This is a genomic window from Legionella moravica DSM 19234 (assembly GCF_000423305.1).
Classification (GTDB): domain Bacteria; phylum Pseudomonadota; class Gammaproteobacteria; order Legionellales; family Legionellaceae; genus Legionella; species Legionella moravica.
The window spans coordinates 15,349-28,693 of record NZ_AUHS01000035.1 but is presented as its reverse complement, the minus strand read 5'-3'; the positions used below and the strand labels follow the sequence as shown (position 1 = coordinate 28,693).

The following is a 13,345-nucleotide window of genomic DNA, read 5'->3' as shown; positions in this document are numbered from 1 at the left end:
CTGCCCACACCCGCAATCGCAGCCGTTTGGCCAGCGCTGTAGTTGGTGTTGTCACCTGCCACACTAAAACCGGTTACCGTCACTGGACCGTCCACACTACTGGTACCAGTGAGCACGTTACCGTTTAAGGTCGTATCTTCCGCAACACTTAAGACTTCATTCGCATCACTAAAAGCATCATCCACTGGAGTCACGTTGATGGTCAAAGTCGAGGTATCGCCACTGCTGCCATCGGTCATCGTGTACGTGATCTCAGGCACTGGACCGTTGTAATTGGCAACAGGAATAAAGCTGAACGTGCCATCGCCATTAATTTGCAAGCTGCCCACACCCGCAATCGCAGCCGTTTGGCCAGCACTGTAGTTGGTGGTATCACCGGCTACATTAAAGCCGGTTACCGTTACCGGACCATCCACACTGCTCGTGCCAGTGAGTACATTGCCGGTTAAGGTGCTATCTTCAGACACTGTCAAGGTTTCAGCAGCATCATTAAAGGCGTCATCGACCGGAGTCACGTTGATGGTCAAGGTATTAGGAATTGGATCGAGATCCACACCTCCATTTAAGGTACCTCCGGTATCCTGCACCTGAAATGTAAAGTTAATGGTGCCATTCATGTTGGCAGCAGGAATAAATACCAGTGAACCGGCATGAATAGCTGCGGCACTGATCAATTGTCCTGCGGTAACTGCAGCTCCGTTTAAATATAGGGAACCCTCAAGCGGTAATGTGCTAATCTTTACCGCTAGAAGACTGTCTGCAGGATTATCATTAGGATCAGTGAAACCAAAATCAGCCGCATTGAGAACAATTGGCGTATCTTCCGCGGTCGTTATACTGCTATCAGTACCTTCAGGTGCATCATTAACTGAACTGACATTCAACGAAAAAGTGGTACTGTTTTCTATAGTGCCATCAGACAGAGTATAAGTCGTTATCGGAATTGGACCATTGTAATTGGGAAATGGAGTAAAACTGTAATCACCATTAGCCAAAATAGTTAATTGACCTTTGCCATCGATCGTAACTGTCTGACCTGCTTGATATACAACAGTATTACCTTCCAATGTAAAGGTAGTAATGGATATAGGATCACCTTCTGGATCCTTATCGTTGATTAATAGATTTCCCGTGATTGCAGTATCTTCACGCGCAACACCATTCTCTGGAAGCGCATAAGGAGCATCATTTTCGCCATGAATGGTAACCGTTATTTTTTGTATGGTGCCATCAGTCGCTACTGCATCAAAGGTCACGACTTGTACTTCTCCGGCTTTAAGTGCATCAACCAAAGGGCTATTATCATGCAGTTCGTAAGTCCATTTTCCAGTAGAATCCATTGTAAATGTACCCAATGACCCTATTTTATCTCCGGGAACAAAACCATCAACACTCGTAATTTGAGCTGAAAATTTTGGTGATCCAGGGATAGAATTATTTAAACCACCGGATTCAGTTACCTCTCCAGTAAAAATTCCATTTATTACTGATGGAGGGATAGTAATATCGGGTATAACTACCGCATCAGATTGTGCTGATATTACTGGTTCTGCGGCAGTTTCTGATATCGGTCTGAATACAACTCCTTGGGGATCCATTAGTGATCTGTAATTGTCAAACGATAGCGGTAGGGAATTGTATCCAGAGGAAACCAGGCCTGCGCCATACATGGGATCTAAATAAAAGGAGTCGCCGCCTGATCCAAGCACCTCAACACCGGCCGCAGTTGCACCAAGCACATCAAGAACCAGTGATGGGTCAATGCCTTTAGCGATTGCCTCCTGGATGAGCTCTTCATTGGCATTTAAAGCACCAAATTTCAATGCAGGAGAAATTCCATCAAGAGGAAAGGGTTTATTTAAAGCTAACGCTTCTGGAAAGCCCTGAATAAATTGAATGTATGCCTCACCACTTAATAAGGTAAGGATATCTCCTTGATGTAGTGGAGCACCCGACTTGACGATATGTGCCTCTCCATGAGCATTGATTTTTTCAAGTATTCCGTTTAAAGCTCTGACAACGCCAATGACTGCTTGAGTTACCATCTTTTATCCCCATAAAATTACAGCTACCCAAATTAAGAATAGTTCAAAAAATAGACTCAATGCTCAATACAATGTAACAATACTGTTAAATTTTGAATCATCCTGGATTAGCTCACCAGTGCCACCCTCAATTACCCCAAATTAATCGATAAGGCGTTCATTGAAGAGTAGTTGACGCCTATATAATCTATAAATTCATTATTTATTAAACGAATAAATATCAATTTAACATCAGTTTATTAATTACAAGTATGTAAAGAAAGATTAAAATTAAACAAAGTCGTAGACAACCTACATAAATTACCGATTAGGCTATATGGTATAAGTGCTATGAAAAAAAATTCCCAAAAAATATTAAACTGGAAAGAACGGTTTATTTACCGATACTATGCTTGCGATCGTTTTGTGCGTTTTGTCATTCAACATTTTATTCAGGATGAATGTACCTATATTGCATCAGCTTTATCGTTCACAACCTTACTAGCCATAGTGCCATTGATGTCTGTAGGCCTGGCAATATTCTCTACTTTTCCTATCTTTCAAAATTTGGCTGATCCTGTTCAGAATTTCATATTTGAGAATTTTGTTCCTGCTACAGGGAAAGTCGTTCAATCCTATTTACAACAATTTGCGTCTCAAGTATCTAAACTGTCAATCTGGGGTATTTTTTTTCTGGTTATTACTGCTTTGCTGGTCATGTTCACCATTGAACGGGCTTTAAATAAAATTTGGCGGGTGTCTTCATCGCGTCATGGTGTACCGGCTTTCTTGATTTACTGGGCTATAATCTCATTGGCACCAGTGATTTTAGGATTGAGCCTGGCAGCCAGTTCGTATTTATTTTCCATGCCGATGTTCCTCGAACACCAACCGCCATTTATCCTTTTGCATTACTCACCAATAGTTCTTTCCTTAATAGGTTTTACATTTTTATATATTATCGTCCCCAATTGCCCAGTGAATATAATGCATGCTTTTTGGGGCGGTTTAGTAGCAGCAATTTTATTTGAATCTGCAAAACAGGCTTTTGCTTATTATTTGATCCGTTTTAATACTTATGAATTACTTTATGGTGCTTTTGCTACAGTTCCTATATTTTTTATCTGGGTTTACTGGGTTTGGCTTATTACTCTTCTCGGAGCAGAAATCAGTTATGCATTTTCTGTCCATCATCAACGGCGAGAAGGTAAATCCCTGGATGGTTTCTCACATGCCTTGCTCTGGTTGCATCAGTTATGGGTAGCTCAACAGAATGGTCGAGGTCTGAGTTTTAACGAATTGGTAGATGCCAGCAGTCAGCCATTTACTGTAGACGTTGATGAAATGATTAATGCCCTAATTCATCTCGAACTGATTCATGCGACAGCAGACGGTCACTACATGCTAAGCAGGGATCTGAGTCACATTACTTTATATGATTTAACTCAACTGTTACCCTACCGCCTTCCCACTCATTTAGAACTTGATTATTCAAAATCGTCTCTGGCAGAACAATGGCGTGCCGCGTTCAGAAAAAATGATGAGGATTTACAAAAATCTCTGAACATTAATCTGGAAGAGTTATTTAAAAAAAGTGCCAGCTAAACAGTTAAATGGCTTTTTCTGTAAACTATTCTTTGGTAACCTGAGTCTGAATTTTGTAAGCAATGGATATGATACATTAATTTGGTTTATTGGCTGATTATTAGTGTTGCTTAATAAACCAAAAATATCCTGGAGAGAAACGTTTTGTTGTGATCTGTGATGTTCTTTTTAACTTGAATTGATTGTCGCCAGTAATTTATCAGGAGTGTATATCCAGATATCAATTCAATTACTGGCTAAATCGATTTAATCTGTTAGTTTCAATTTGAGTATTCTTATAATTGGCAACTGGTGTTGCTTAAACTATGATTTATTGTTGAATCATCATTTTCATCCTTAGTTGAACTCTCAAAATCCAAAAGCACAAGTTCATCATCAACTTTGGAAGTTTGTGAATCTTTTATTAAAGCCTGTGCAGAAAGCTTAACCTCGACACTACTTGCTTTCAATGCATTTAAATAGGCTATTAATTCATTAACAGTCTTCAAACGATGCTCTATTCCTTTTAATCGTTCCTCGGATGGTTCATATTTAGGTTGAAAAAAAGAAATAACTGCACCAGTGGGTGATAATTCAACTTTATTCAAGATTCTATCCTTGACTAAACGAAGATTGATTTCTAAATGCTCTAGATAAGTATTATCTAAAAAATGTTGATAAGTAAAACCACTCAGACAACTTAAAAAACCATTAACTCTAGCCCAGGTGCAATTTTGACAAGCAGTCTTAAAGGTTTCGACCAAGGTAGCCTGATCCAAATGCTTATTAACGGATAATAATTTGTGAAGACTGGCACTGTCTGTAAACAGGTCCTTAAAAAATACAGAAAAAATTTCAACTAATTTCTGTGCTCTAGCACTGGGTGATGTGGTCATTTTTGTCCACAAAGCTCTCACATCGCCCAGAATTCTCGGATCATTTAAAGTTTTTTTAGGATTTATGCCACCAATCATCCAATACAATAAGAATTCATACGCTTTATCACCATCTAAACGTTCAAACCTAATGCCACCTGAATACATATCTTGTCTACCCAGAAAATCGGTAAGCGACTTATATGCGGCAGATTGTTCTTCTGAAACGAGCGAATCACTGGTTAAAATATAAATAATTCGTGTACAGGTTGATAGCTTTACAGCATCACAAGTTTTTTCAACTCGGTACAGAGGATCTTGCTCCCCGCGAGGTTTTGAATATTGATATAAATGCAAAACAACTAATTTATTCAGGTCAAATTGAGGCATAAATTGTACTGGTTAAACAAAACGTATTACAAATAATACATAAACAAGCCATGATGAACAACAAAAAATCTTTGGGATCATGAATAATTTTAAAAAATCTGAAGCCATGCGCTCAAAATAGCAACTTCAATCAATAACTGCAGTAATTGAAAATTCAGAATGGTTAACTTACCGGAAGCACTGGTCATGAACGCTCCAATCCTTATTGGCAGTTAACCATCATCCAAAGGTTAAAGAATATAACGAGCCAAATCCTCGTCTGCGACCAACTGGCCAAGATTTTTATCCACATAGGCTCTATCTACATGGACGGATTCTCCCGATTTATCAGTTGCCTCAAATGAGACCACCTCGAGCAAACGCTCCATCACAGTATACAATCGGCGTGCCCCTATATTTTCCATACGCTCATTAACTTGCCAGGCGACTTCAGCGATACGGCGAATACCGGTTTCATCAAAAGTTAGGGTTAAACCTTCAGTTTCCATCAATGCAGCGTATTGCAGAGTCAATGAAGAACTGGGCTCCGTCAGAATACGAACAAAATCATCAACTGTTAGTGCTGATAACTCGACCCGAATAGGCAAGCGTCCTTGCAACTCGGCAATTAGATCGGATGGTTTGGCAACATGGAATGCTCCAGATGCAATGAATAAAATATGATCTGACTTAACCATGCCATATTTTGTTGATACGGTAGTGCCTTCAACTAATGGAAGTAAATCTCGCTGAACCCCTTCACGTGATACATCCCCTCCACTCCCCTCAGAACGCTTGGCAACTTTATCCAATTCATCAATAAAAACAATTCCGTTCTGCTCAACACTTTCTATTGCTTTGACTTTGATGTCTTCTTCGTTAATCAGTTTAGCGGCTTCTTCCTCACGCAATATTTTCATTGCCTTGGCAATAGTCATTTTACGTGTTTTTGTACGATGACTGCCGACTTGTTGAAACATGGACTGGAGCTGGCTGGTCATTTCTTCCATACCAGGAGGCGCCATTATTTCAATGCCAACAGGGGCAACAGCAATGTCGATTTCAATTTCATTATCATCAAGAGTACCTTCTCTCAATTGCTTGCGAAACACCTGTCTTGCCGTAGAATCTTTTTCCCCTGGTGTTAATGTGCCGCGGGCAGGAGGCAAGAGCACATCCAAAATGCGCTCTTCAGCAGCATCTTCAGCCAAATGCTCCACTTTCTTCATTGCAGATTCACGTTCTTGCTTAATCGCTATATCCGTTAAATCACGCAAAATTGAATCGACATCACGCCCCACATAACCTACTTCAGTAAATTTGGTTGCTTCAACTTTGATAAACGGAGCTTGAGCCAATTTTGCCAGACGTCGGGCAATTTCTGTTTTACCAACGCCAGTTGGGCCAATCATTAAAATATTCTTAGGCATTATTTCACTGCGTAAAACTGGATCCTTAATCTTCATTCGACGCCAACGATTTCGCAAAGCTATTGCTACCGCTCTCTTTGCATCATCCTGGCCGATAATATGTTTATCCAGTTCCTGAACGATTTCTCTAGGTGTCATTACTACACTATTATTTGCTGTCATTATTCAATTCTTCTATGGTTAAATTATTATTGGTATAAATACAAATGTCTCCGGCAATAGTTAATGCTTTACGCACTATATCTAAAGCGGACAATTTGGTATTTTCCATCAATGCTTTTGCTGCTGCCTGGGCAAAAGGACCTCCGGAGCCTATAGCGATTAAGCTTTCTTCAGGCTCTATGACATCGCCGTTACCGGTAATAATTAAAGAGGATTTACTGTCTGCTACGGCAAGTACTGCTTCAAGCCGTCTTAACATTCTGTCGGTTCGCCAGTCTTTAGCAAGCTCAACTGCAGCCCTGACCAAATGGCCTTGATGCATTTCCAGTTTGCTTTCAAAGCGTTCAAATAGAGTAAACGCATCAGCAGTGCCTCCTGCAAATCCGGCAATCACTTTATCTTTATACAATCGCCTTACTTTGCGGGCATTGCCCTTCATCACTGTGTTACCCAAGGTAACCTGACCGTCACCACCGATAACAACCTGATTACCACGTCGTACGGATAGTATTGTTGTCCCACGATATTGTTCCAAAATTAAACCCTCAAGTCATACTGAAAGTCTACACATGGGGATGATAATTAAAAATTCAATGGGAATATGGTTAAAAAAATGAAATGCCGTGAGATAAAGGCTGTATTTCAAGATGCTCGGCCAAGCTCTGTCCAACATCTGCAAAGCTATCGCGTCTCCCGATAAAGCGACCAGTCAAACTGGGACCATAGGCTAGAACAGGAATATGCTCACGGGTATGATCTGAACCAGGAAAAGTAGGATCACAGCCATGATCTGCTGCGATAATGACAATGTCGTCTGGATTGAGTAAAGAAGACAACTCGGGTAATCGGGCATCAAACTGTTCCAGGGCATGGGCATAACCAGCAACATCGCGTCTGTGTCCGTATGAGGAATCAAAATCTACAAAATTAGTAAAAACCAAACTGCCTTTAGGTGCAGTTTTCATTGCCTCAAGAGTTGCATCGAATAAAGCCATATTGCCATCTGCTTTAATTTCTTGAGTTACCCCTTGATGAGCATAGATATCAGCAATTTTTCCTATGGATATGACCTCTCTGCCTGCATCATTTAGAAAATCCAGTAAGGTTTTTTCAGGTGGTAATGTAGCATAGTCTTTACGGTTAGCGGTGCGTTTAAAGGACCCCGGTTTGCCAATAAAAGGTCTCGCAATAACTCGGCCAATTTGATATTCATCCACCAGATTTCGAGCAATCTCGCAAATATCATATAAGCGCTGCAAACCGAAAGATTCCTCATGCGCAGCGATTTGAAAAACGCTGTCAGCAGAAGTATATACAATAGGTTTTCCGGTTCGAATGTGTTCCTCTCCCAACTCATCGAGTATGGTTGTTCCAGAAGCATGCTTTTCCCCCAAAACCCCGGGTAAGCCTGCTTTTTTAATAAATGAATCAATTAGTTGTTTCTGAAAACAATGAGGCTTATCAGGAAAATACCCCCATTCAAAAGAAACGGGTACACCGGCTAATTCCCAATGTCCGCTTGGAGTATCTTTACCTAAACTCTGCTCCACTGCGTAGCCATAATGACCTTCTGGTTCTGGCAGCGTCGCCAAATCTACAAACTGCAAACCTGAACTGGCAACCGCAGCATGGTATAATCCCAGCTTGGCCAGATTAGGTAATTTTAAAGGGCCTTGGCGTACGCCATGAATATCGCCAGAACCACGCTCACAGACTTCATGAATGTGAACAAAAGTATTGGCACCTTCATCCCCATACCGCGATGCGTCCAGACTGGCTCCTATACCAAAGGAGTCCATTAATAAGATACAAACTCGTCCTGTCACTATTTATACTCGGCTTGATTACAATTCGTTTCTTTCAATCCAAATAATAGCAGAAAAGCAATCACGAGTCCCACAGGCAATATTATTGCAGCATGCTGATAGGCTTCCAGCATGTAGACAGGCACTCCATTTATCAAGTGCATACCGCCATAATTAGTTAAAAGAGTGCTAAAGAGATTCTGATAAACAAGATAACCACCCTGAGTCAGTATGGAAATCACACTAACAGCCGTTGCGGTCATCATGGGAGAGCTGCTTTCAGCAACCAGGGCATAACTGATTACCTGAGCAGAGGTAAAGAACCCAAGGAGGAAAAACAGAACGGCCATCGTATTTAAAGAAACCGGAAGATACAGTACAGCTAATAATGTCAGCATGGACGCAAGCACACCTGCTTTCATTGGCAAAATTCGTAATCCTACTCTATCCGAGATCCAACCGACCAAAGGCGCTCCGACTATAGCTCCAAAAAATAACATGCCATTCACCATAGAGGCCTGTTCTGGACTTACGCTCAAGCGTTGTTCCAAATATAAGGTACCCATCATAGCTCCAAATACTGCAATCGCCATATTCATTAAACTGGTATAAAGCGCGGCACGTAAATATTGAGGATTTAAATAGGCAGTTCTCGCCGCAGCAAAAATTTTGATGGGTTGCCCTTCTTTTTTAATAGCAACCTGAGGCCTTTCCTTGATCCAAAAAAACATAACGACCAACATTGCAAATCCAAGTATTCCAACGTCCTGAACAGCCTGACGCCATCCGACATACGCGACAAGTTTGGTTAAGGGATACTGAGCCAGCATACCACCAGTCATTGCCATAGTGACTATAGCTCCCGTTACTAACGCCATTCGTTTGGGTGGAAACCAATGGGAAGCCAGGCGAACAGGGCCAAGAAAACAAAATGCACTTCCAATACCGGTTATAAACCGACAAAATAATGCAACATAAAAAGAGTGTGAATAAGCGAGAATAAAAGTACTGACTACGCAAAGCGACATTGCAATAAGAATGGTATTTTTAATGGAAAATCGATCGAGTATCATTCCGGCTATGAATAAAAAGATGACATTTGATAAATAATAAATGCTCGATAGATAGGCCATTTTATCGGCTTGAATATGATAATCCTGCATGATGTTGGCCGCGATAGAGGCAAACATGTTTCCTTGAATAAATTCATAGAAGAAAAACAGAGTTGCGGCAAAGCATACAATCCAGGGTAATAAAGATGATTTCATATCATCATATCCTCTCAACTCATCCACTATCTGCATTATTACTCCTCTAGTTTATTATCGTTTGCAATACGTTTCTCGGGTCATTAACACAGCAATTAATGCCGTAATCGCTGCAATCGGAAACATCCACATGGCAAATTGAAAATCTGCAACCGAATATTCTGTCACGGCTGTGCCGGCGTGATGCGACATAAGCCAGCCAAATAATATCTGCCCCACGCCGCCTCCGCCCATGATAATCACAGAGGCGATACCGGTAGCTGCACCCGTGTTTTCAGGTTGATTGCTTTCAGCGACCAGAGGATAGGAAATGACCTGGGCACTGGTAAACAATCCCAGAGCAAAAAAGATAATACTTAAAAGAGTTTGAGAAAGAACAACGTGCATAAACAATGGAATGACAGTAATCAAAGTCGCAATAGCCCCAGCAATCATCAAAGGCTTGCGACGTCCTTGTGAGTCAGAAAGCCAACCAACCAACGGACAACCGATAACACTTCCCATAAAAATCAGACTCACAACATTACTGGCTGCCATATCCGGTAAATGATGTACTACTTGAAGATAACTGGCGCCCCACAAAGCACACAAAACCATAATGGGTAAATTAAGAAGAGAAGTAAATAATCCAGCCAACCAGTTTTGGCGGTTAAACAATGCCTTGATAAAACTGGATGCAACATCACCCTGAGTCGTACGAGTTCTTATAGGAGAGTCCGCCGGTCTGTCCTGAACAACACAGTAAATCCAGATTAATAAAACTGCCCCAACCGCTCCATCAATCAATAAAGCTTTCCGCCATCCAAACAGATCATAAAGATAAGCGAAGGGAGTATGGGCCATCATGCCACCTATAAAGGCCATGGTAACCAATGAACCAATAACCAGAGCTTGTCTGCGCGGAGGAAACCAATGAGAAACCAATACGACACATGAAAGAAAACAAAACGCATTTCCAATTCCGGAAAGAAAATGGAAAAATGAAGCAAGAAGAAATGAGTCGGTCATCGCAAAGCCAACAGTTCCAACAACACAAACCATCATGGCAGTCAAAATAACTCGACGTGTAGAAAAACGGTCCAGAATAATACCTGCCGGCAAAAGAAACAGTATGTCAGCCCATAAATAGGCGCTGGACATCCAGCTCAATTGAGCGGCATCAATGTGAAAATCTTCGCGTAATGGTTGATTGATTACATCAAAAATATTCAGCTGAAAAAACTCATAGAGAAAGAATAGGCCTGCAGATAAGCAGACGATCCAAGCCATTAAGTCACCACGAGGTACAAATGCTCTCGAATCTACTGCGACAGAATGCGACACTGTTACTCCTAATCAAGGCCTAAAAGTTGCGGCAAATTATATCAAAATCTAAAGAAGATTGGTATCTTTATTGAACAATTTATTATGAATCTCTAAAATTCCCGCTTCTTTGCGTTTAAAATGCAAACGGCATGTTGAGACATAAGATTCATTCCCGCCGATTAATACCTGCTCACCTTCCACTACAGCCTTACCTTCAGCATCAATTCTCATATTCATATTTGCTTTTCGGCCGCAATGACAAATGGTTTTTAACTCGATCAGTTCATCTGCCCAGGCAAGTAAATATTGGCTTCCCGGAAATAACTCGCCTCTAAAATCAGTTCGTAAACCATAAGCCAATACTGGTATGGACAAATTATCAGTAATTTCCGTTAATTGATAAACCTGATCTCGAGTCAGGAACTGCGCTTCATCAATAAGCACACAAGCGTATTGTGCGCCCTGTTGCTGCGATTCACAGGTAATTGCGTGCAAATCATCAGTTTCGTTGAATGCGAAGGCCTGCTCGGTTAAACCAATTCGAGAACTGATCGTACCAAATTGGTAACGTGTATCGATTAGGGGAGTAAATAACAGAGTTTGCATACCTCGTTCTCTGTAATTATGACTGGATTGAAGTAATACGGTACTTTTGCCTGCATTCATCGCGGCATAATAAAAATAGAGTTTGGCCATGGAGTAAGTATGTAATCCGGAATGTTGCTACTTTACTATGACTTGATTTGAGAAACTACCAATAATGAGAATTAAATTCTGTTATTCCTGAGCAGATATTTATTCGCAGGATTGGAAACGTCATCCCGAATGCAATGAGGGATCTCCTGAATGTGGCACTGTGCCTGCATGGGGAGATCCTTCGCTACGCTCAGGAACACGTGATAACCACCCAATTAACAACTAAGCACAGGAGAATGCATCAAAAATACTTTGTTTTCTTTATAGTGAATTGTTGCAACAGGTGTAAACTTCGAAAATAACTCTGAAGGTATCTGATCTACATTTAATGCGTTGATCACCAGATAATTCTCCAGGTTGTTGGAGAACAATCTGCATAAATAATCAATATCTCGTGTAGCAATTACCTTGCCTGATGAATAAAACTGAGCCGAAAACCAGGTAAAAAAGTCCCAATAAACCAGGTTACTTCCTGGAGCAGGATGTTGTTTCAACCAGGCAGTGACTATAGGCTTTTGCGTTTTAGCAACAAGGTCCGGTTTCACTTCAAAAACTGCTGTTGCAACCAAAAAAAACAAACCGCAAATTAACGATAATTGCAGGATCCATTGGCTTTTTTCCAAAGAATTATTTGAACGATTCCAAAGTTCCGTAAAAAATAAAGCAAAAGCCGGCAAAGAGGGGAATACATAAGGATAAATAATGTTGCTGGCAAAAGTAAAAAAGGCGAGAGGCCCTATCATACACAATAAAAGATAACTCATCCATCCATCATCATCACGACAAAGCGAAGGCAGGATTTTTCCATGCTGTAACAACCACTTACCCCCAACTATGCACCAGGGAAATACTCCGGCAACAGCATAAAGCCAAATCATGCCTTTAGGTTCGTTATGTGCCATCCCGTACTTGTCGCCAGTCCATCCGGGAGTTAAAAATCGATTAAAATGTTCGCCAATAATAAAATAATTCAGGAAACCAGGGGTGCGAATTTCAGCAAGAATATACCAGGGAAGTGCAATAGCCAGAACAAGCAAGGTGCCTTTGATCCAGGGTAACCTCCTCCATAAATTCACCCATTCATTACGTAACAATACCCAAAAGAACACAGGAATTCCGACCAGAACAATGGCTATTGGACCTTTTGCCAATAATCCAAGACCCAGTGCGATAAAAAACACATAAGACCAGATTCTGTTGTGATACATCACGGCATGCCAGAACGAAACAGTTGCCAAGGTGGTACAAAAGACCAACGAAGGGTCGGTCATAACAGTGCCTGCATCGAGAAAAAAATATAAAGTTCCAGAAAGCACTAAGACAGATGCTGTTGCCACAACTGAGCCACTGTGTTTTTTCGCCAAATCCCATATGAGCCATAATACGCCTATGGAAAGCAGTAGCCCTGGTAAGCGCACTGCGAATTCATTAACGCCAAATAATTTCATGGAGATGGCTGAGAGCCATACAGATAAAGGGGGCTTAGCCCAAAATGGGACTCCATAGTCATGCTGCAAGGTCACCCAGTCCCCGGTCTCCAGCATTTTTCGTGCTATTTCACCATAACGTGCTTCCGTAGAATCATTAAGTGGAATAAAGTAACTGGCTATAATCCGACATAGCAGAAGAACAATTAACACAAATACTGCGTTTGTAAGAAATTTCTGCCTATGCAAATCATCACTCTTGATGTTCAATTTATACCTCAAAAACGGTATCCAATAGATTTCAGAATGGCGCGCTTATATTAGACACAAATTAAGATTAAACTGAATGCATTTTATAAGAATAAGCATTCTATCAGTAACAAGCTGCAAAAGCTTTTAC

Annotated in this window: 10 protein-coding genes; 1 reads left to right on the top strand and 9 read right to left on the bottom strand. The window is 40.9% G+C overall.

Going from position 1 to position 13,345, the window contains the following annotated elements; translation table 11 throughout:
* Window positions 1-2,045: cadherin-like domain-containing protein (locus tag G543_RS17550; protein WP_035921904.1), on the bottom strand; the 2,045-nt coding region annotated here is incomplete at its 3' end.
* A gap of 330 nt (window positions 2,046-2,375) precedes the next feature.
* Here G543_RS17550 and G543_RS0109225 point away from each other — a divergent pair.
* The gene (locus tag G543_RS0109225) at window positions 2,376-3,629 is read left to right on the top strand and encodes a YihY family inner membrane protein (RefSeq protein WP_035921901.1); all 1,254 of its coding nucleotides are present in this window, start codon (window positions 2,376-2,378) and stop codon (window positions 3,627-3,629) included.
* A 275-nt stretch (window positions 3,630-3,904) separates the two neighbouring features.
* Here G543_RS0109225 and G543_RS0109220 read toward each other — a convergent pair whose 3' ends face one another.
* The 8 genes from G543_RS0109220 to G543_RS0109180 all read right to left on the bottom strand — a co-directional run bounded on the left by G543_RS0109220 (window position 3,905) and on the right by G543_RS0109180 (window position 13,215).
* Window positions 3,905-4,873 (bottom strand): hypothetical protein, encoded by a 969-nt coding sequence (locus G543_RS0109220; protein ID WP_028384271.1) that lies wholly within the window; start codon window positions 4,871-4,873, stop codon window positions 3,905-3,907.
* 230 nt (window positions 4,874-5,103) lie between these two features.
* Complete coding sequence (hslU, locus tag G543_RS0109210; protein WP_172463052.1) at window positions 5,104-6,444, bottom strand: ATP-dependent protease ATPase subunit HslU; 1,341 nt, start codon at window positions 6,442-6,444, stop codon at window positions 5,104-5,106.
* Window positions 6,431-6,979: an ATP-dependent protease subunit HslV gene (hslV, locus tag G543_RS0109205; protein WP_028384269.1), complete on the bottom strand. Its 549-nt coding sequence runs from the start codon at window positions 6,977-6,979 to the stop codon at window positions 6,431-6,433. Before hslV ends, hslU begins: the two co-directional genes overlap by 14 nt.
* Before the next feature lie 70 nt (window positions 6,980-7,049).
* Window positions 7,050-8,270 carry a phosphopentomutase gene (locus G543_RS0109200; RefSeq protein ID WP_028384268.1) on the bottom strand — a complete coding sequence of 407 codons (1,221 nt, stop codon included), beginning with the start codon at window positions 8,268-8,270 and terminating at the stop codon, window positions 7,050-7,052.
* On the bottom strand, window positions 8,270-9,553 hold the full coding sequence (locus G543_RS0109195; RefSeq protein WP_028384267.1) for an MFS transporter: 1,284 nt from the start codon (window positions 9,551-9,553) through the stop codon (window positions 8,270-8,272). The genes G543_RS0109200 and G543_RS0109195 overlap by 1 nt, the downstream gene beginning before the upstream one ends.
* A gap of 18 nt (window positions 9,554-9,571) precedes the next feature.
* Window positions 9,572-10,840 (bottom strand): MFS transporter, encoded by a 1,269-nt coding sequence (locus G543_RS0109190; RefSeq protein WP_028384266.1) that lies wholly within the window; start codon window positions 10,838-10,840, stop codon window positions 9,572-9,574.
* Window positions 10,841-10,888: 48 nt separating this feature from the next.
* Window positions 10,889-11,518, bottom strand: coding sequence for a thymidine kinase (locus G543_RS0109185; RefSeq protein WP_028384265.1), 630 nt, complete (start codon window positions 11,516-11,518; stop codon window positions 10,889-10,891).
* Window positions 11,519-11,733: 215 nt separating this feature from the next.
* Window positions 11,734-13,215 (bottom strand): ArnT family glycosyltransferase, encoded by a 1,482-nt coding sequence (locus G543_RS0109180; RefSeq protein WP_028384264.1) that lies wholly within the window; start codon window positions 13,213-13,215, stop codon window positions 11,734-11,736.
* Between the last annotated feature and the right edge of the window lie 130 nt (window positions 13,216-13,345).

Bases quoted from the DNA above. Each gene is read 5' to 3' on its own strand.
- G543_RS0109195 (WP_028384267.1), bottom strand. From the start codon at position 9,553: ATGCAGATAGTGGATGAGTTGAGAGGATATGATGATATGAAATCATCT.
- hslU (WP_172463052.1), bottom strand. From the start codon at position 6,444: ATGACAGCAAATAATAGTGTAGTAATGACACCTAGAGAAATCGTTCAG.
- G543_RS0109225 (WP_035921901.1), top strand. From the start codon at position 2,376: ATGAAAAAAAATTCCCAAAAAATATTAAACTGGAAAGAACGGTTTATT.
- G543_RS0109220 (WP_028384271.1), bottom strand. From the start codon at position 4,873: ATGCCTCAATTTGACCTGAATAAATTAGTTGTTTTGCATTTATATCAA.
- G543_RS0109185 (WP_028384265.1), bottom strand. From the start codon at position 11,518: ATGGCCAAACTCTATTTTTATTATGCCGCGATGAATGCAGGCAAAAGT.